The sequence below is a fragment of the Helicobacter canis genome (genome assembly GCF_900451095.1).
Classification (GTDB): Bacteria; Campylobacterota; Campylobacteria; order Campylobacterales; family Helicobacteraceae; genus Helicobacter_B; species Helicobacter_B zhangjianzhongii.
Window position 1 is genome coordinate 894,345 of the sequence record NZ_UGHV01000001.1, and the last position, 19,852, is coordinate 914,196.

At 47.1% G+C, this 19,852-nt stretch carries 18 protein-coding genes and 1 pseudogene; 10 read left to right on the forward strand and 9 right to left on the reverse strand.

The annotated features are described in order from the left end of the window. Positions 1-20 precede the first annotated feature (20 nt). Genes hypE through DX060_RS04165 form a run of 4 tightly spaced genes read right to left on the reverse strand, consistent with a single transcriptional unit; the run spans position 21 to position 3,307 of the window. On the reverse strand, positions 21-1,028 hold the full coding sequence (gene hypE, locus DX060_RS04150; protein WP_115011289.1) for a hydrogenase expression/formation protein HypE: 1,008 nt from the start codon (positions 1,026-1,028) through the stop codon (positions 21-23). Between the two features lie 9 nt (positions 1,029-1,037). Beyond that, entirely contained in the window at positions 1,038-1,640 is a 603-nt protein-coding gene (gene ribA, locus DX060_RS04155; protein WP_115011290.1) for a GTP cyclohydrolase II, read from the reverse strand. A gap of 44 nt (positions 1,641-1,684) precedes the next feature. After that, complete coding sequence (locus DX060_RS04160) at positions 1,685-2,575, reverse strand: DUF3943 domain-containing protein (protein WP_258552193.1); 891 nt, start codon at positions 2,573-2,575, stop codon at positions 1,685-1,687. Positions 2,576-2,599: 24 nt separating this feature from the next. Then, positions 2,600-3,307: an AzlC family ABC transporter permease gene (locus DX060_RS04165; RefSeq protein WP_258552194.1), complete on the reverse strand. Its 708-nt coding sequence runs from the start codon at positions 3,305-3,307 to the stop codon at positions 2,600-2,602. Positions 3,308-3,703: 396 nt separating this feature from the next. On the opposite strand from DX060_RS04165, the pseudogene DX060_RS12375 reads away from it, so the two are divergent. The 10 genes and pseudogenes from DX060_RS12375 to DX060_RS04195 form a co-directional block, all read left to right on the forward strand. Beyond that, a pseudogene (locus DX060_RS12375) lies at positions 3,704-4,165 on the forward strand (PDC sensor domain-containing protein); the annotation flags it as partial. Between the two features lie 1,020 nt (positions 4,166-5,185). Further along, positions 5,186-5,626: a methyl-accepting chemotaxis protein gene (locus DX060_RS12380; RefSeq protein ID WP_408938842.1), complete on the forward strand. Its 441-nt coding sequence runs from the start codon at positions 5,186-5,188 to the stop codon at positions 5,624-5,626. A gap of 12 nt (positions 5,627-5,638) precedes the next feature. Further along, positions 5,639-5,779: a hypothetical protein gene (locus tag DX060_RS11275; RefSeq protein WP_181814182.1), complete on the forward strand. Its 141-nt coding sequence runs from the start codon at positions 5,639-5,641 to the stop codon at positions 5,777-5,779. Between the two features lie 89 nt (positions 5,780-5,868). Further along, positions 5,869-9,984, forward strand: a complete 4,116-nt coding sequence (locus DX060_RS04175; RefSeq protein WP_115011292.1) for a S6 family peptidase — start codon at positions 5,869-5,871, stop codon at positions 9,982-9,984. Between the two features lie 17 nt (positions 9,985-10,001). Further along, a complete protein-coding gene (locus DX060_RS04180) occupies positions 10,002-10,250 on the forward strand; it encodes a hypothetical protein (protein WP_147278767.1) in 249 nt (82 codons plus the stop codon). A gap of 67 nt (positions 10,251-10,317) precedes the next feature. Further along, complete coding sequence (locus DX060_RS11280) at positions 10,318-10,461, forward strand: hypothetical protein (RefSeq protein ID WP_181814183.1); 144 nt, start codon at positions 10,318-10,320, stop codon at positions 10,459-10,461. Next, positions 10,458-10,619, forward strand: a complete 162-nt coding sequence (locus DX060_RS11285; protein WP_181814184.1) for a hypothetical protein — start codon at positions 10,458-10,460, stop codon at positions 10,617-10,619. The genes DX060_RS11280 and DX060_RS11285 overlap by 4 nt, the downstream gene beginning before the upstream one ends. Positions 10,620-10,681: 62 nt before the next feature. Beyond that, entirely contained in the window at positions 10,682-13,168 is a 2,487-nt protein-coding gene (gene gyrA, locus DX060_RS04185; protein ID WP_115011294.1) for a DNA gyrase subunit A, read from the forward strand. Positions 13,169-13,278: 110 nt separating this feature from the next. Next, on the forward strand, positions 13,279-15,264 hold the full coding sequence (locus DX060_RS04190) for an LTA synthase family protein (RefSeq protein ID WP_115011295.1): 1,986 nt from the start codon (positions 13,279-13,281) through the stop codon (positions 15,262-15,264). Positions 15,265-15,311: 47 nt separating this feature from the next. After that, positions 15,312-15,716, forward strand: coding sequence for a hypothetical protein (locus tag DX060_RS04195; protein WP_115011296.1), 405 nt, complete (start codon positions 15,312-15,314; stop codon positions 15,714-15,716). Between the two features lie 7 nt (positions 15,717-15,723). On the opposite strand, the gene DX060_RS04200 is transcribed toward DX060_RS04195, so the two are convergent. The 5 genes from DX060_RS04200 to DX060_RS04220 are packed head-to-tail and all read right to left on the reverse strand — an operon-like array spanning position 15,724 to position 19,851. Further along, the gene (locus tag DX060_RS04200) at positions 15,724-16,938 is read right to left on the reverse strand and encodes a lipid A deacylase LpxR family protein (RefSeq protein WP_181814185.1); all 1,215 of its coding nucleotides are present in this window, start codon (positions 16,936-16,938) and stop codon (positions 15,724-15,726) included. Further along, positions 16,883-17,167, reverse strand: coding sequence for a hypothetical protein (locus DX060_RS04205; protein ID WP_115011298.1), 285 nt, complete (start codon positions 17,165-17,167; stop codon positions 16,883-16,885). Before DX060_RS04205 ends, DX060_RS04200 begins: the two co-directional genes overlap by 56 nt. Before the next feature lie 59 nt (positions 17,168-17,226). Continuing rightward, positions 17,227-17,964, reverse strand: a complete 738-nt coding sequence (locus DX060_RS04210) for a uroporphyrinogen-III synthase (protein ID WP_115011299.1) — start codon at positions 17,962-17,964, stop codon at positions 17,227-17,229. Positions 17,965-17,999: 35 nt separating this feature from the next. Then, positions 18,000-18,968 carry a DNA ligase gene (locus DX060_RS04215; RefSeq protein ID WP_115011300.1) on the reverse strand — a complete coding sequence of 323 codons (969 nt, stop codon included), beginning with the start codon at positions 18,966-18,968 and terminating at the stop codon, positions 18,000-18,002. Continuing rightward, complete coding sequence (locus DX060_RS04220; protein WP_115011301.1) at positions 18,949-19,851, reverse strand: LPP20 family lipoprotein; 903 nt, start codon at positions 19,849-19,851, stop codon at positions 18,949-18,951. The genes DX060_RS04215 and DX060_RS04220 overlap by 20 nt, the downstream gene beginning before the upstream one ends. Between the last annotated feature and the right edge of the window lies 1 nt (position 19,852).

Here is a 19,852-nt window from a genome sequence, read left to right on the forward strand (position 1 = left end):
CTTTGTTGGCAGATCTAGTGTCAGCAGATTCTAGGTAGTAGCTCGCCTTGGGGATATTCCATAAATCGTTTTCCGCCCCACTCATTGATAAGCACTACGCGTGATTTGGTCTGCTTGCTTGCAGCACATACCTCGCCTATCACACAAGCCTTGCTTCCTAGAGAATGCCCACGCAGTATATCACATACTTCTTGCGTATCGCTCTTATCGACAGCTAGCACACACACCCCCTCATTTGCCAAGTGGCTAGGCTCAAGCCCTAGGATCTCGCAAATCCCCTGCACCCCCTCATCAATAGGCAGAGCCCCTTCATCAAGCTCGATGCAAAGCTCTCTATCTTGCACCCATTCGTGTAGCACCGCAGATAGCCCGCCGCGCGTGGCATCGCGCATTGTGTGGATTCTAGGGCATTTGGCAAAAAGTGGGGCTAGCATAGGATAGAGCTGGGCGCAGTCGCTTTGCACGCTGGATTCTAGCTTGATATTTTCACGCGCGGCAAAGATACTCGCCCCGTGCGCACCTATGGGCGCGGAAACAATGATACTATCGCCCACGCTTAGAGCTTGCGTAGAGACATTAGGCAGGAGAATCTCACCTAGGCAAGTTGTATTGATAAATAGCTTATCAATGCTGCCCTTTGGCAGGACTTTTGTATCTGCACTAAGGATTTTAAGCCCTGTAAGGCGCAATTCTTTAGCGATACTTTGGATAATGGATTCTAGCAGGGCGATTTCTAGCCCCTCTTCTAGCATAAAGCCAAGGTTTATATACACAGGCTTTGCCCCCATCATCGCCACATCATTGCTACTCCCACACACGCTAAGCTTGCCTATATCCCCGCCAGCAAACACCACAGGCGTGATCACAAAGCTATCTGTGCTACACGCCATAGCACTATGTGGGCTAAACACCCCAGCATCCTCCCCCAAAGACACGAAAAATTCACGCAAATGTGTGAGAAATACTCTTTCAACAAGCGCGTTTGTCGCTACACCGCCACCACCTTGTGCAAGAGTGATCGTCTCCATAGCGCGCCTTTAGAGCAAATGCCCTAGCTTTTGCTTTTTCACTGCAAGATATTTGGCATTATGCTCATTGCTCTCTACAATGATACTTGCTCTCTCTACTTTCACATACGCGCCAATGGCTTGTATCTTGCGTGGATTATTCGTAAGCAAGCGCACCTGCTTAATCCCATAATGCGTAAAAATCTTTTCTAAAATCCCATAGTTTCTATCATCGCTTGCAAAGCCTAGGGCGATATTTGCCTCCACGGTATCAAGCCCTTGGTCTTGCAGGGCATAGGCATTGACTTTGTTAAATAGCCCTATACCTCTGCCTTCTTGCCGCAGATAGATAAGCATACCGCCGCCATTTTTAGCTCCATCTTTAGAATCTTGGGCGATTTTTCTCATCGCTAGATCTAGCTCTGGTCCGCAGTCGCATTTGCACGAGCCAAAGACATCGCCTGTTAGACACTCGCTATGCACGCGCACAAGCGGACTTTCTGGGAGATGTGGCGTCATCACGACTAAATGCTCTAGCACTGCGCCGCTGGATTCTAGGGTCTCTCTAAAAGATTGGATAAGAAAATCGCCATAGCGCGTAGGAAGCTTGGCAAGATTAGAAATAGTATGCATAAATAATCCTTAGTAAAAATACTTGCTTTATAGCAGGCTTTTGCTTAAAAGCGCATAGCAAAGCCCACGCTTGTAGGACTAGCATAAGAAGCGATCTCACGCACATCGCGCACGCCCATAAACTTAGCAAACCCAAGATCGCGCATAATCACGCCGATAGGATCCATAAGCCCTACAACAATCAGCCCTAGAATCTTAGAGCCAAAGAGGCGATTGTCATTAGATTGGATATATTTGGTGCTTTGGTAAAAGATCTCGCCAAATATCGAGCCCATAGCCGGCGTGTAGATGAGATCTTGCCAGCTTGGGATCTCCACAAATGCCTCAATCCCATACTCCCAAAAAATCGATGAAGTGATGAAAGAAAACAGAGCCGACTCTGCCCAAGAGTATCCCGCCACGCGCGGCTGCATATAATACACCGCGCCGAAATATGGGTGTGCTACACCATTGAGCCAGAAATTATCGCTATCAATCACAGGTCCTACTTGCACATCTTGTAGCCACGCCTTAAAGCCAAAGCGCGAGCGATCCCAATTTGTAACACTCTCTGGCATAATGTAAAGCCCAATGATACTCACAATGATCCCCCCACCTAGCAAGCCTATGGTGGTATTAAGATAAGTGCTAGGGGAGTCTGGCTTGTAGTAAGCGGGAGATTTTGCAGCGTGGAGTGCGGGGGTGGATTCTAGGGCTTTTGCAAGGGGGGGCTTAGAGGAGGTGCTAGAATCCAGCTTTTGCCTTGTGGGAGAGAGATTTGGCGAAGAGATGTTTTGCGCGGAGGCTTTTGCGACATAGAATCTAGGAGGGGCATATAGCACGCTATCGCTTGCTTTGTGGGCTTTGCTATTTTGTAATGATATGTCGCTTATGGGGTGCGCACACATAGGCTGCACAGCAAGCATACTACACAAAAGCAAGAGCCATATTCTCATTCCTATCCTTATACTGCAAAGGGTCTATTGTATCGGCTTTTTCCTCACAACATCATAAAACAGCAGCACACATATTAGCACAAGTGCCGGGAGCAAAAACAGCTCTTGCCCAAAGAGCAAAAGACAGCCTAGGCTCACAAACACCCCCATAAAAGGAGCTTTGTAAGATCTAGTGCTTTTGCACACATCAATAAATAGCACGATAAAAATCGCATTCATCACAAATCCCATACCTTGTGTATTGATCTCTATATATCCGCCTATGATCGCCCCGCTCACACAGCCGATGATCCAATAGCTATGGTGCAAAAACGCCACCGCACACATAAACGCCCCTGTATCAATCTCTGCTTGCTTGGCTTTTAGGTGGATTAGGGCGAAGGTCTCATCAGTAAGCGCAAAGGCTAGATACCACTTTTTCTTAGGATAAGGGGCAAAGAGATTTAAGCACGAAATCGCGTAAAAAATCTGCCTTGCATTGATCATAAGCGTGAGTAAAAGCGTATCAAATAGCCCCACGCCATTTGCCAGCAGCCCCACGCAAGCAAACTGCGTAGCCCCCGCATAGATAAATACACTCATACCTAAAGCCCACAGCGCACCAAATCCCGCTTGAGCTAGCAGCGCACCAAACACCCCGCCCATAAGCACATAGCCCACAAAAATCGAGAGCGTGTGTGGCAGGGCTATGCGCAGACTATGAGCAAACGCACCAAATCTACTAGAATCCACTTTTTACAATCCTTGTGTAACATAGAGCTGCAATCATAGCAGATTCTATGCGGATTTTCTGGGCGTGGTGCAGGGGGGTGTTTAAGGTTGGTTTAAATCTACTCCAAAGCTGGTGCTATTCTAGGTAGCAAAATGAAACAGCAATGCCAAAACTTGAAAAATTTAAGCTGTTTTTTTTTTTTTTTTGTTTTTACAATAACCGCACTTTACCAATACTTTACAACACTAAAGGGGTGTCCTATGCTGAAAAACCTAAACCTAGGCACAAGAGTATCACTACTACTTGCTGCTATCATCATCGTATGTATGGCGACTATGACCTTTATCATCATCGGCTCTTCTACCGCTATCCAAAAGCGCGAGGCGCAAAAGCTCCTTAGCAATGTCTCCTTGCGTATGAGCAATTTGCTCCTAGCAAGCGTGAATCAAACTTTCGCATTCTTAGATGGCGTGCATAACTCTATCGAGGCAAATTTGAATGGCGGCACGACCACAGAAGCCGAGCTAGAAAAAGTCATCGAAGATATGCTAGATGCCAACGACAACGCCAACTTCGGCTACTTGTATCTTAAGCACTTCAAGCCATCCAAATCTGCTAATACCCTGAAAAACGGCGAGTTTATGATCGTGCGAGGTGATAGCGATATTGACAACAAAGGCGGAGTATATACAATCCCAGCAAGCGAGCAGATCCTGCAGTCTCAAAGCCTGCAAAAAGCCCTAAAAACACAGGGCAATACAATCGGCGCACCGACTTTTGCTGATCTTGATGGCAAGGGGCAGAAGCTGCTCTCTGGGCTTAATATCCCTATCAAAGACAGCCAAGGCAGAATGATAGGGGTCGTGGGGCTGGTGATAAGTATGGATCGAGTGAATTCGTGGATGCAAAATGGCAATTTGAGCGTGTTTGATGGAGACTATCGCTTCATAATGACAGAAGATGGCGATATAGGCGTGCATCCACACCAAGATGCCCTAGGCAAAAATATCATAGAAGTCAATAGCGATGAGCACGCAAAAGCTCTAAAGCAAGTCGCCAAAGCCCACGACTCAGGCATTTATGAATACAAAACCATAGACAAAAAAGACGCGCTAGTAGGGCTATCTTCCTTGCAGCTCTACAACACAGGGACATATTGGAGTGCTATGGTGGTAGCCCCGCTTGATGTGATTATGCAGCCGGTGTATTCTCTGCGTAATTTGATCGTGCTATGCGTGGTGATTTCCCTGCTGATTGTGATTATCTCTGTGTTTTTCTACATCAAGCAAGCAGTGGTCTCGCGGCTCAAAGTCGTCTCAAATCTGCTAGTGAATTTCTTCAAATACCTAAATCACGAGACAAGCACGCCGCCTAACCTTGTAACCCCTAAGGCAAATGATGAAATAGGCGGTATGGTGCTAGCTATCAATCAAAACATCGCCAACACCCAAAAAGGCTTAGAGCAAGATAAGCAAGCCATAGCCCAGTCTGCCCAAACTGCCAAAGATATAGAATCTGGCAAATTTAGTGCTAGGATCACCGCTATACCGCATAATCCGCAGCTAGTGGAGCTAAAAAATGTCCTAAATGCTATGCTAGATGTCTTGCAAGGACATATCGGGCGCGATATGAATGAAATCCAGAGGGTGTTTGATAGCTTTGTAAGGCTTGACTTCACCACAGAGATCGCCCAAGCAAAGGGGCGGGTCGAGCTTGTGACCAATACTTTGGGGCAGGAGATCAAGCAAATGCTAAGCTCATCTGCTAGCTTTGCCAATAGCCTAAGCGAACGCTCCAAAGAGCTAGCAGAGTCTATGCAGCGGCTCACAGAGTCTAGCGCACAGCAGGCAAGCGCGCTAGGGCAGAGTGCCACGGCGGTAGAAGAGATCAGCTCCTCTATGCAAAATGTCAGCTCCAAAGCCCAAGAAGTAACCCAGCAGACAGAAGATATCCGCAATATCGTAGGTATCATCAAAGATATAGCTGATCAAACCAACCTCCTAGCCCTAAATGCCGCTATCGAAGCCGCACGCGCTGGGGAGCACGGGCGGGGCTTTGCAGTCGTGGCAGATGAGGTGCGCAAGCTAGCTGAACGCACCACCAAATCCCTAGGCGAGATTGAGGCTAATGTCAATCTGCTTGCCCAAAGTATCGTAGATATGAGTGAGAGTATCAAAGAGCAGACCGAAGGGCTAGCACAGATCAATGAGTCTATCGCGCAAATTGAAGGCTCCACACAAGAGAATGCCACCATTGCCAACCATACTAATGACATCACGCAACAAGTCGGCGACATCGCAGAAGAAATCATCAAAGATGTCAATACGAAGAAATTCTAAGTGCTGGTAATAATGGATCGCCACGCAATCGCTGTCGCGCTTGCTCGCGATGACGGAGAAAGAGCTGTCATTGCGAGCGGTGTTTGTGTAGGCGTTGTTTTCTCTGTCATTGCGAGCGAAGCGAAGCAATCCATAAGCAACAAAACACACTAGAATCCACTTTTTATAGCTTGGCTTAAAGTTGCGCGTGCTAGGATCGCGGCTTTAGTAATCCATAAACGACATTATGAAAAGGAATATGTATGAAAGTAAAAGTGCTATGTGTCTCGCTGGTGGTGGCGCAGTGGGCTTGGGCGATGAATGTGGATAAAGCTAACTTTTATACGCGCGACTACCTAGACTTTGGGCAGAATCTGGGGCAATTTACTCCGGGAGCGAAAAATCTCACAATCATTAGAAAAGATGGCGTAGTAGTTGATCTGCCCGATCTGCCTTTTCCGGACTTTTCTAAATTTAATGGATCTAATAAGACTTCAGTCGGTGGGGCTTATACGGCTTCAGCAAAGCATATCGTGCATCCAAACAACAGACCACAAGTGCTAGACCCAAATATTAGAATCGGCGATTCATCGTATGCTGATAAAAGCATTACAACATACGCAAATGACTCGGCATATACAAGAGTCAATAAATTTATCGTAGAGGGAGGATATAAAGTTATAAGTTTTAATGAGTTGAAAAAAAATGCAGCAAATTATATGACTCGCTATAAAGATGATGATCGCATTGTCATTTATAGAAGTGGCGAAGGGATTATGAGTTTCCAGCATTGGGATGGTAGCCCAAATGCTCAAGAGATGGTAAGGACAGGAGTTAGAGCGGGAAATTTATTTTATGTCAAGCCAAGCGATATTGGTGGCAATCAACTAGTGGTAAGACCAAATGGCAATCATTATGGACCTATTAAGGGCGTGATTAACTCAGGCGATAGTGGGAGCCCGATTTTTGTCTTTAATAAAACAACGCAAGAATGGGAGCTTGTAGGGACTACTCACGGCGGGACACCAAGGGGACAAAAAGTCGCAAACACTTTTTGGGCTATTACTGATCCTAGTCGGCTTGATAATTTTAAAAAACAATTTGAAATAGCAAGGGTCGCAAATGGTGCGTATGAGAATACAAAAGATAAAGATAGCGTATATACTGATAGTGGGGCAATAGTTATCAATAGCGAAGTAGATCAAGGCATAGGGGGAATAATCTTAAGGGGGGGGGGTAAAACGCTTAGCATTACAGGCGGAGGCTCTTTTAGCGGAGCGGGGATAGATATAGATGAGAGAGATTCTAAAGTGATATGGGATATAGGGGTAAAAGGTGATTTACATAAAATCGGCAGGGGCGAGCTAGAAGTTACTAAAGCGACAAATGGCAATCTGCGTATGGGGCAGGGGAGAGTGGTGCTAAAAGCACAAAATAGCTTTAATAGCGTATATTTGGGAAATGCAGAGGGCGAGCTCATCTTTGAAGCAGATAATGCGGTAAAGGACTTTAATATCAGCTTTAGCAAAAGTGGAGGCACACTCAATCTCAATGGCTTTAATGCCACGATGAGTGGGGTTAAGGCATATAATGCGAGTGCTTTTATCACTAATAAAAATGAAGAAAAGCTCTCCACACTCACGCTCAATAATGCTAATAAAACAATGATACACGCCCATATCAGTGGCAATACCGCTATAAAAGCACAGGCTGCTAGCAATGCAAGTGCGAACAATAACGCTGAAAATAGAGCGATCATCTTTGATGGGGGCTTTGCTATAAAAGAGCTAGGCGGGAGCGGTCAGCATATCGTTTTGCAGGGCAAGCCTGTGCCACACGCGACTTGGAAGGAAGGCTGCAAAGAACCTGCATTTTTGGGTATTTGTGAAGAGGGGCATTATATCAATAAATACGATAGACCAAAAGCTCAACAAATGGGGCAAGGACACAAAGTCGTCAATCAAACCGTGTTTTTCAATCAGCCCGATTGGCTGCAAAGAGAGTATCGCGGACATATCAGCCTTGATAGTGGCTCAAAGCTCTTTATCGAAAAAAATGCCGATGTCAAAGCAAATATCACACTTGATAACTCTACCCTAGAGTTTAATAGCAAAATGCTCTATATCGATAACAACGACAGCAAAAGCCTTAATCAAAGCATACAGAATCAAACCCTTGGCAATGGTAACCCAAAAGACACTATCACCTATAAAGGCGATATAATCGCAAAAAATAGCTCAAAGATAGAGTCCAAAAATGGTATCAAAAGCTTTGAAGCAAGTGTGTATTTGGATAAATCTACCTTTGACGCAAAGCAAGATGATATAAAGCTCCTAGCAGGTGGGCTTACCTTGCTTAATGGCAGCACCTTTAGCGCAAAGTCCTTAAAGGTAGAGGGCATAGAAAGCTTGATATGGATAGATAAGGATTCTAGCCTAAGCGCAAGTAGCATTACTATCACAAATAGCCCCTTTACTGCGCTATACACCGCTAAAGAAGACTTTAGCAAAAGCAATGCTACAACACCTACTGCTAAAAGTGCGGATTCTAGCTCAACCGCCCAAGCAAATCCCACAATCACTGCTACAAACTCCACACTCTATATCGCCAAAGACTCCAAAATCCCTAGCATAAGCCTACAAAGCAACTCTAAAGTATGGTTTGAGTATATGAGCGATAGCACGAGCTTAAGCAAGATCAATTTTGCTAGCAATGGCGGTAGTAATACCATAATGGCACAGACTCTCCACCACGCACAAGGGCAGAATATGGCGTGGAAAAATGGAAATGGCACAAGCGGTAGCAGTAGCGCGATAGCAAGCCTTAGTATCACAGATATGCTACACCTTAGCAATGTCGGCGACACAAGCGGCACAAATAACGGCAACGGCAGCACAAGCTCCGCAAACACTAGCGATGACAATCGCTTCCTAGCCCTAGATTTACCAAACACTACCCTACACTTTGCTAGCAATGCGCGTGTGTGGGTGGAGTTTGCCAAGACACACGATGAGCTCTTTACTGATACGACTCTAAACCACGATGGCAGCAAGCTCTATCCAATGCTAAAGGCTAAAAAGCTAGAGACACAGGGCGATCTTATCGTGGGCTTTGCTGGGCAGACTAGCCGCAGCACGAGACAGGCTGTGGCTACGCACACAAGCACGGGCATAGACATAAGCTTCACAGATATAAATCAAGTCGATCCTAGCAAAATCCTAGCCGACATCAGCAAAACACTGCCGAGCATAAAGGACATAGATTCTAGGCAAAAAATCTTGCTAGATAGCCTGCTGCAAGCACAGAGAGATCATCAGCTTGTGCTTGATGCGGCGTTTAATAAGCATAGCATAGCAGCGGCTACGCAGCTGCTACAAGGTATCCAAAAGATTGATAGCAATGCCAAGCAAATCGCCAAAAATGTCAGCCAAGATGCCAATCTAGCCCTAATCAACGAGCAGCACAATATCATCACAAACCGCATAAGCACCCTTAGACTTAGTCGCAAAGACGCGCCGCTAAGTCAAGCCATCCGCCTTGCATCGCTTAAAAGCGATGTGCCAGATAAGTCGCTCACAAGGGCGGCTTTAAGCGAGCCGCTGCGCAATAATGTGTGGGCAAATGCCGGTGGAGGGTATCTCAATGGCGCCGGTGGTAGCGCAAGTAGCGGCTATCTAGCATACACTAGCACCAATATGGGCTATGATAGGAGCTTTGGCAGTGGGGAGAAAAGCTGGGTAGCAGGGGGGTTACTAAGCTTTGGCGCGAGCTTTGGGAGCAATAGCGTATATAGTGAAAATGCGATGAACTATGGGGCTGGGCTATACACTGCGATGAAGCTTTGGGCAAATGAGCTGCAGCTTGATATGAGCTATGTCGCAAGCCTAAGCCAAAAATCCGCGCAAAATATAAGCAAGATCGAGTCGCTTAATCATAGCGTGGGGGTCAATGCTGTGTATAAATACGCCTTTGAAATAGGCAGGAGCAATGCGATAAAGCCGGTGCTAGGGCTAGAGTATGTGGCAAATATGATGGGGGGATATACACTAGATCTGCTAAGGGTCAATGACTATACCTACTACGCGCTAAGTGGGCTTGCTGGGCTTGAGTATGCCTATACAAACAAGAGCTTTTTCTTTAGCATTCGTGGGGCTGGGAAAAAGGCTTTTGCAAGGGCTGGCGATGTGCAAGTGGGGATAGATGGGGCAAATCGCTTTGTCGGCTATGGGCTGCAGAGTGATGAGATGATATATAAGCTTGATTGGACGGGGGACTATAAGGTGGGTGCGCTGACTTTGGGGGCGGCGGCGAATTTGCAGGCGACGATGAGCGGGAGGGTGGGGGTGAGCGGGCTAGTGAAAATAGAATACAGATTCTAGGCGTTAGCGGCTGTTTGGTGGATTCGGCTTTGCGCGATAAATCGTGGATTTCTGCGCGCGTGCGGCGGTTACATACGCCAAGTATGCGCCCTTGCACGCGCTTGAAAAACCTCGATTTACTAAAGAAACCTGCTGCGGCTTCACCTTGTTCGCCTTGCACCGCTTCGCTGGTTTTCTCATCGCAAATCCTAGAATCCTTTGCTAGCTTTTACATTCTTGCTTTAATCCTAGAATCCACTTTTTTACACTTTTGGCATTTTCCTTAGAATCCACCTTTTAATCCTGTCGCCTGCGACTTGTTTAATTTTTCAACCTTTCTGTCATTGCGAGCCGATGAAATCGGCGTGGCAAAGCGTAGCTTCTTTAGTAATCCATAATCAAAAAGTGGATTCTAGCTTTTACAATTCTTACCAAACTCCTAGAATCCACTTTTTGAAAATAGATTGCCACGACTTCCTTATGGAAATCTCGCAATGACAGATAAAGACATTTTTGAAAAAGTGGATTCTAGTGTGGATCGCCACACCGCTAACGCGGCTCGCGATGACGGAGAGAGGTGGATCGCCACGCTTATTTTACTCGCTCGCGATGACAGCAAAGGGGGTCGCACCCTGCTGGCTTTAAGCAAATTTTAGCTACAATCCCTGCCTTATTTGTGCTTACAAACTTAGCAATACAGGGTAGTGAAGGAGTGTTTATGGAGCATCTTTTAGATGATCAAAGTGTCGTTGATGTGCATATTGATGATTCGATTAAAGAGAGTTATTTAAATTATTCTATGAGCGTGATTGTGGGGCGTGCGCTCCCAGATGCCAAAGATGGCTTAAAGCCCGTGCATAGAAGGATTTTGTATGCGATGGACGATCTAGGGGCAAACTCTCGCGCCAAGCATAAAAAAAGCGCGCGTATCGTGGGCGATGTCATAGGGAAATACCACCCCCACGGCGATACTGCAGTCTATGACGCGCTTGTGCGTATGGCACAGGACTTTTCTATGCGCTTGCCACTTGTCGATGGGCACGGGAATTTTGGCTCAATCGATGGCGATAATGCCGCGGCTATGCGCTATACAGGTGCGCGTATGGCAGCTGCGAGTGAAGAGATTTTGCGCGATATTGATAAGGACACGGTGGAGTTTGTCGCAAACTATGATGATAGTCTAAAAGAGCCAGATGTCCTGCCTAGCAGGATCCCAAATCTCCTTGTCAATGGCTCAAGCGGGATTGCTGTGGGTATGGCGACAAGTATCCCGCCGCATAGGCTTGATGAGATCATTGACGCGCTTGTGTATGTGATCGATAGCCCAGAAGCATCACTAGAAGAGCTGCTTTCCTTTGTGCAGGGACCAGATTTCCCCACAGGTGGGATCATCTATGGTAAGCAAGGCATAATCGATGCCTACCGCACAGGGCGAGGCAGGATCCGCGTGCGCGCCAAAACCCATATAGAAAAAACCAAGACCAAAGACATCATCATCATCGATGAAATCCCCTACCAAGTCAATAAAGCAAAGCTTGTAGAGCAAATCAGCGAGCTAGCGCGTGATAAGGTCATCGAAGGGATCGCTGAAGTGCGTGATGAGAGCGATAAAGAGGGTATGCGCGTGGTGATAGAGCTTAAAAGAGATGCGATGAGTGAGATTGTGCTAAATAATCTCTACAAATCCACGACAATGGAGACTACCTTTGGGATTATCCTGCTTGCGATTAACAACAAAGAGCCAAAGATTTTCACACTTTTAGAGCTATTAAATATTTTCATCTCTCATCGTAAAACAATCGTGATCCGCCGCACGATTTTTGAGCTAGAAAAGGCTAAGGCTAGGGCGCATATCCTAGAGGGGCTAAAAATCGCGCTGGATCATATCGATGAAGTTATAGCACTTATCAAAGCAAGTGCCAATACCGAAGAAGCCCACGATGGACTTATGAAGACATTTGGGCTAAGTAGCTTGCAGGCTAAGGCGATTTTAGAAATGCGCTTGCAGCGGCTCACAGGGCTAGAGCGCGATAAAATCGAGCAAGAATACGCCGAGCTACTCGCGCAAATCGAGTATCTAAATAGCATTCTAAAAAGCGAAGAGAAGCTAAAAGAGATTATCAAAGAGGAGTTACTAGAGGTGAAAGAGAAGTTTTCTAGCCCCCGCCTTACGCAGATTGAAGAAGACTATGATGCTATCGATATAGAAGATCTTATCCCCAATGAGCCGGTGGTTGTAACGATGAGCCACCGCGGCTATGTCAAGCGCGTGCTGCTAAAAACTTATGAGAAGCAGCACCGCGGAGGCAAGGGCAAGATTAGCGGCAATACGCACGAAGATGACTTTATAGAATCCTTTTTCATCGCTAATACGCACGATACGATACTATTTATCACCAATAAAGGGCAGCTTTACTGGCTCAAAGTCTATAAAATCCCAGAAGCTGGGCGCACGGCGATTGGCAAAGCAGTGGTCAATCTCATCAATATCCAGCCTGATGAAAAGATTATGGCGACTATCACGACCAAAGATTTTAATAGCGATAAATCGCTTGTGTTTTTCACCAAAAACGGCATTGTCAAGCGCACAAATCTAAGCGAGTATAGCAATATCCGCTCTGTGGGCGTGCGTGCGATCAATCTTGATGAAAACGATGAGCTTGTGAGCGCGAATATTGTGGATTCTAGTGTCAAAGAGCTCTTCATCGCCACGCATAAGGGTATGTGTATCCGCTTTAGTATCAATGATATACGCGAGATTGGCAGAGTGGCTAGGGGTGTTACAGGGATACGCTTTAAAGAAAAGGGCGATTGCGTGATCGCTGCTACCACCATAAGCAGCGATAATGACAAGCTGCTAACCGTGAGTGAGCAAGGTATCGGCAAGCAGACCCTAGCGGGAGAATACCGCTTGCAGTCGCGCGGAGGCAAGGGTGTGATTGTGATGAAGCTTACTAGTAAAACAGGCGATCTTGTGAGCATTGTCAATGTCAATGATGAAAATATGGATCTAATGGTGCTAACCACCAAGGGCAAGATGATACGAGTCGATACAAACGCGATCCGCGAAGCAGGGCGCAACACAAGCGGTGTGAAAATCGTTAATGTCGGCAGCGAGAAAGTCGCCTTTGCGGTAACTTGCCCCAAAGAAGAAAGAGAAGAGACAAGCGAAGATGAAGCAAGCGCAAGTAATGAAGCAGAGTAAAACGGGGGGGGGGGGGGAATCTAAAGGATTCGGCTTCGGGTAATCATTGCACTGATTTCACAAATTTTGAGAGAACCGCAGACCTCAAGTCTAGCTCTCTCTCAAAATTTGTGAAAAACAGCACAAGCAATACCGCGATTCCTAGAATCCTAGAACAAAAGCAGCAATTAGAATCCAAAAGCGTTGATAAAAAACAAACACAACCCCTAGTAAACCCAACCGCGAGCAAGCTTAAACTAGAATCCACTTTTGAGCAAAACAGCCATTCTGCACACAACGCTCATTTATCGTCATCGCGAGCCTTGCGCCAGCAAGGCGTGGCGATCCATAAATCCGCGCAAGTGGATTCTAGTGTGGATTGCCACGCAACCGCGCTTGCTCGCAATGACAGAGAAAATAGCCCCTGTGAAAAAGTGGATTCTAGAGACAATGCCGAAAATATAAAAAACCTAGAATCCACTTTTGACAACGCCGCGCAAAAAAGCAAAAAAGCGGATTCTAGGGTTGAAGCGCAATCTTTTCACATTATCCTTCTTACATCGACACTTTTCACCCAAGCATTTTTTGCGCGTGCTGGAGTGTTTTTCTGCAGTTTTTGTGTATTTTTCCCATTTTTTGCGACATTGTGGGTGCGCAGGACCTTTGGCAAGGTGGATCTTAGCCAGATCATCTTCCACCTGCGCTTCCCTGTCGCGCCAAATGCCATTGATGTGGATTTTGTCTTTGCTTTTCTTGGTGTAGCCCTCTTGCCTAGCCTTGCTATCTCGCTAGCTCTTACGCACCCTAGTGGCACGGCTAGGGTGTTTGTAGCGATTTTTGCTCTGTGCAAGCGGGGCTTTGTGCTGGGCAGGGGCATAGTCTGCAAGCACTCTATGCTAGCGCGCTATGTGCTTATCATTGCACTTGGTATCTATGGCTGGGGCTATGTGGGCAAAAAGCTAAAAATCAGCGAATTTATCGCAAGCAACAAAGCGCATAAAACTTATAGCACCTTTTATGAGAGCCACTACAAAGCCCCCGATATAGAATCCATAAAGCAAAGCTTCTCTATGGTGGCAAAGCCTAGAAACTTGCTTGTGATTTATATGGAGTCTATGGAATCATCGTTTGCAAGCACAAATCCACACGATTTTATCCCAAGTATTGCTACGCCTAATCTCATTCCAAATTTAAGCACTCTGGCTTCAAAGGGGGTGAGCTTTAGCCATATCAAGCAGACCATAGGCACAGGCTGGACGATCGCTGGGCTTATCTCCTACAACTGCGCTTTCCCGCAAACTTGGCTGCCCTTTAACGCTGGCTTTAATGACAATGTCGCACGCTATTTTTTGCACTCGGCTACTTGCTTGGGCGATGTGTTTAGCGCGCTTGGCTATGAGCAGGCGTTTTTCCGTGGGGCGAATGCGGATTTCGCTGGGTCTAGGGGGTTTTTCACCTCGCATAATATCCCTATAAATGACCTTGCTTCCATAGAGGATTATGCGCAGGGCTTTGGGGATTATCGCAATGATTGGGGCGTGAAAGACTCCGTGCTTTTTAGCTATGTCAAGGAGTATTTACAAGAGTATGCTGCTAAAAAGGACAAAAAGCCCTTTGCCTTTTATGTGCTAAGTGCCGATACACACGCCCCGGGATTTGTGGATAAGGCGCAGTGCGATCTCCCCACAAGCTATGCCAACTCCCTGCACTGCTTTGATGGGATTGTGGGGGAGTTTGTGGAGTGGTTTTTGCAGAGTCCTTTGGCAAAGGATACGACTTTGGTCCTGCTAGGAGATCACCTCACAATGCAGCAGCGATTTGTGCGAGATGGCACAAGCAGAAGTATCTACAATGCTTTCATCAATCCCACTTTCACCAAGCCGCCCACGCAAGATCTGCTAGCAAATCGCGCCCTTAGCCACTTTGACATCACGGCATTACTACTAGATTCTATCGCTATCCCTACACGCGCCTTTGGGCTAGGGCGCAACCCTCTCTATGGGCACACGCTTCAAGAGCAGCTAGGGGAGGATACTCTTGCCGCAGAGCTTGGCAAGCCCTCAAGAGTATATGAGGGCTTTTGGGAGTTTGATAGAGATAAGCCCACGCAGCACTAGAATCCGCATTTTGTATTTGAGCGTTGGCTGCTCTCTGTCATCGCGAGATGACACCGCTCTCCCCCTATCCGTCATCGCGAGCCTTGCGCCAGCAAGGCGTGGCGATCCATAAATCCGCGCAAGTGGATTCTAGTGTGGATTGCCACGCAACCGCGCTTACTCGCAATGACAGAGAAAATAGCCCCTGTGAAAAAGCGGATTCTAGAGACAATGCCGAAAATATAAAAAACCTAGAATCTATTTTTGACAACAACGCGCAAAAAAGCAAAAAGTGGATTCTAGGGGGTTTAGGCTTGTTTCATCACCGCTTTGGGATTCTAGGATTTGCGATGAAAAAGCAGGGTTGCGCCGCCTTTTGCGCGGAGATAAGGCTGGTTGCCTATCGCACAAGCAAAAGGCAAGCTCCCTGCTTTATCGCGCAAAGCCGAATCCCTTCAAAAAGTGGATTCTAGGGGGTTCTTAGATTTTAACCCCTAGCGAAATTAGCCCAAAGTTGTGGAAGCCATCTTGTGTGGCAAACTCTTTGCTCCTATGCACGACACTGAGAGTCAGCATAAATCGCCGATACTCAAGCACACCACCCCAAATAAATTCAGCCATAAAAGGCATAATCGCGATTGTTTTTTCAACGGCAAAATGCGGGGCAAATGTATTGCCTTGCAAAAAGATATTACGCCCCACAGCACGCACGCCAGCCCCCGCAAAGCCATAGAGGCAAAAGCTCCTGCTAGGACTTGGCGCACCTACAAAGCCACTATTGATAAGCATAGGCGCGGTGTTGGGACTAAGAGCGTAGCCAAAGCGCATAAGCAAGCTTGCTTGCGCGTGGATTCTGGCATTGCCTAGGCTTAGGGCAAATTGCGGCATTAGATCTAGGCTATGGGCGGTGGCTTCTAGGATCTGTGGGATACTTGCACTTATGCCCCAATGTGCATTTAGGATAAATTCATTGCGTAGTTGTGTCCCCCAGCCTGCTAGATGGGCGTTGTTGGTTAGATCGTGGATGAGATCTTGCACTTCTTTTGCCCCGCTTGCCTTGCCCACAAGCCCAAGATCAATGCTTAGATTTTCAAATATATATGCACTGCGCGTAAGGCTACTAAATGTCGCGCCCAAGCCACCACCATAAGGGTGGTCATCTGCTGGCGGGATAGGGGAGAATCTATCCTTAGGGGCATACATTTCTTGCTTGATAGCTAGCCCAAAGCTAGTAGCCGCACTAGGCGTAAAAAACTGCTGCAAGCTAGCAAAGCGCAAAAACTTAAGCGCGCTAGATTCCTTAGAGACAAAGCCTAGCCGCACGCCTGCGGTGTAGTATTTATCTACTCTGCTATCGAAGTTTGCGTCATTTTCATAATCAAGCCAAAGTAGCGCGTGCGCGCGCATTTGGAGTGTGGGGGGTGCGGCTTTAGGGGCTTGCGCGGAGCTTGGTGAGTCGCTAGGCGTGGTGGTAGAATCTACATTATGCAGTAAGCATATACAAAGGATACATAATAGCCTTGCTATGGCGTGGGGTTTGGCTTGCTTGGAGCTAGATGTGATAGGGTGCAAGTTTTTGTATGGTAAGTTTAGTATAGATAGGTGGTAGATTGGAGTCTCCGCGAGCGGAGACAAAGGGTTATTTTGCTTCTTCAGCAGGAGCTTGAGCCATATCATCTTTAGGCTCTTCAGCATTTTCAAGTGCTGCTGGTGCATTCTCATCAGCTGGAGCTTGCTCTGCGGCTTCTGGTGCAGGTGCTTCAGTAGCTTGTGTATCTGCTGCTTGCTCAGGAGCTTCTTGTGCTGCTGGTGCGCTTGACTCTGTTTGTGTAGCAGCTTCTTCTGCTTTCTTATCATCACCACACGCGCTAAAAAGCATAGCTAAAGCCGCTGCAACCGCCAATTTTGAAAAAAGACCTTTCATAGGACACTCCTTGTAAGAAATAAAGCCACATTGTATAACGCGCTATATTAAATCTGGCTTTATTTAAGCTTTTTGAGGCTTGATTGCGCAGCGGTGTGATTCTGGGCTCTTTGGGCTAGAATTTTGGCTAGGTCTATGCAGGACTCTAGGCTTTGTATAGGGCTGGCATAGCATATCGTGCTAGGGGCGAAGGCACGCAGGGTTGTCTGCCCGATCGCTACGGCGATATAGCTAGGATCCCAGCCAAAATTCTGCACAAAAAAGTGATAATGACTTGGCGCGGTAAAAATTAGCACAGATTGAGGGCGTGGCTTTAGGGATTGGGGCAGGGGCTTTGGCTGTTTGGTGTAGGCGGTGATTTGGGCTAGGGGGATTTGGGCTTGTGTGAGAAGTAGGTCGAGATTTGAGGCGATGTCTTTGGCGCGGAAGTAGAGCATTTTACGCCCATTAGCGCGCTCTATAATCTCTCCAGCAAAGCTTTCCCCGTGCGAGGTGCTAGAGACAAACTCCACAGCAAAGCCTGCTTGGGTCAATGCTTGGGCGCATTTCTCCCCTATGGCAAATGCAGGAATCTTGGCAAATGCGCTAAGCTCTTTTCTCTTAGCCATTGCTTGCATAAGGGAAAAAACCGCGTGTTTAGAGGTGAAAATAAGCGCGTCAATGCACTCTTGTGGCGCGTGGGGTGGGATATTGGATTCTAGTAGGGCATCATAGATGGGGAGATAGTGGATCTCACTCACGCAGAGCGTGGGGATCTCTTGGGAGATTGTAGAGTGGATTAGCACAATATCACGCATAAGACTCCTTCTATGTGGCTTTGTGGTGGGATAGCTTAGGGATTGCGATAGATCCTATGAAAAGTCGCAAATCTCGGCACGCCATTTTTGGTATAGCCGTAGAATTTATAGGTGATGATAGAGCCTATGGGCGGTGGATCATCGCGCTCTTTATCGCTAAAGCCGCTGCCGATTTTAAAGCGCAGTGTGCGTTTTGCGCCATTGGTGGTGATTTCTTGCTCGCAAGTTAGAGAGCCTAGCTTGCTAGCGTATTTGCCCTTGCCTTTGTGGTGGGCTATGACTTTGCACTCTGTATCTTCATAGAGCTTGAGCTTTAGGGCATTTGTGCTGCGTGTTTGCTCATAAGGGGCGTTGATCTTTCTTAGCACTAGTCCTTCTGCACCCTGCTTGCTTAGATCTCGCAAATGCGCAAAAAGCTCCTTTTCACTTGTGATTGGCTGATGTTTGATAGGGGTAATGCGCGTTGCTTTGCCTGCTTGGCTTGATAGATAAGATTCTAGCACGCTAAGTCGCTCAAGCAGCGTGCAGGGCTTGGGGGCTTTCTGGCTGGATTCTAGCCCACAAGCTGGCACATCAAAGACATAATACCCCACTTTGTCCCACAAGCTTTGGTGCTTGTCTGTGCTGGGGCTATGGCAGGGGCAGTGTGTGCAGTCTTTTTGCACAAGGGCTAAGATCTTTTCAAACTCCCCCCTACCTATCCATAGCTCGCCATCAAGCATAAAGGGCGGAAAATCTTTGGTAAAGCAAGCAGGGGCGTTGATCACTCTGCCATTGCGCGTGATAAGCTGCTTGCCATTCCATAAGGCACGCACGCCATCAAGCTTTTCACTCATTACATATTCTTGGAGATTGTTAGGCTTGGCTTTGTGATAGTCCATAAGCAGCAGCACTTGCGGGGGCTTTTTGCTTTGTGCTTGCTCGCTTTGGGGTAGATCTTTTGCATAGGCGAGTAGCCCACATAGTAGGAGCAAAAAGTGGATTCTATATCGCAGGGAAGTCATCTTCGCCTTGCATAAATGCGCGGAGTTTTTTGTATAGCACGATACCTGCACGCTTTAGCGCGTAGTCATAGCTTGCTTGGCTCTCTTGTATGCTTGCTTGGAAAATAGCTCTTTGGGCGCAATCTAGCAGTGTGATTTGCAGCGTTATGCTTGCTCCTTTCGCATTTTTGGTGCTTGTAGCAGAGATACTAAGCAAGGGGGCTTTGTCCTTGGTGATAGTAGCAAGCTTAGAAATCTCTGCGCTAAGGGCGGAGCTTTGTGCGGCACTTAGCCCATAGTAGGCGACATTTAGCATAGGCTTTGGGGTGTGGTCATAGAGAGTGAGTAGCTGGCTAAAAAGCTTTGGCGTAGGGGCTTGCAGTGCTGATAGGATAGGCATAATAGCATTAGCACGGCGCAAGCTGGATTCTAGCACGCCAAAATCTCTTAGGCTAAGGCAGCTAGGATCTGTGCTGCTAAGGTGCTTGGCAGGGGCTAGGGTCTCTTGTAGCTGGGCGCGTAGTGGAGCGAGTAAATGCTCTTTGCTAATGCCTACTTGGACATAGTATGTGCCGTGCTTGTAGGCTTTGTTGGTGATTTGGAGATTTTGCAAGGAGAGAGAGGCGGAGTCTAGCTGTATATGCTGGGAGAGCGTGGTTGTGAGCTTGTCATTATGCTGGGCGTTGTGGATATGCGTAGAGGAGCGCACTTGGGTCTGCACACTTTGGGCTAGGTCATCAATGGCAGACTGCTTGGCACTCTCAAAGCTTTTCCCCGTGCCGACCCCATAGAATCTAGCTCCGTGCTGCTTGGCACTCTCACTGCCTAAAAACCAGCTAGGTGGCGCAGAGCCACAGCCTGCAAGCAGCACCAGCGCGATACAATAGCCCATAAGTCTTTGCATA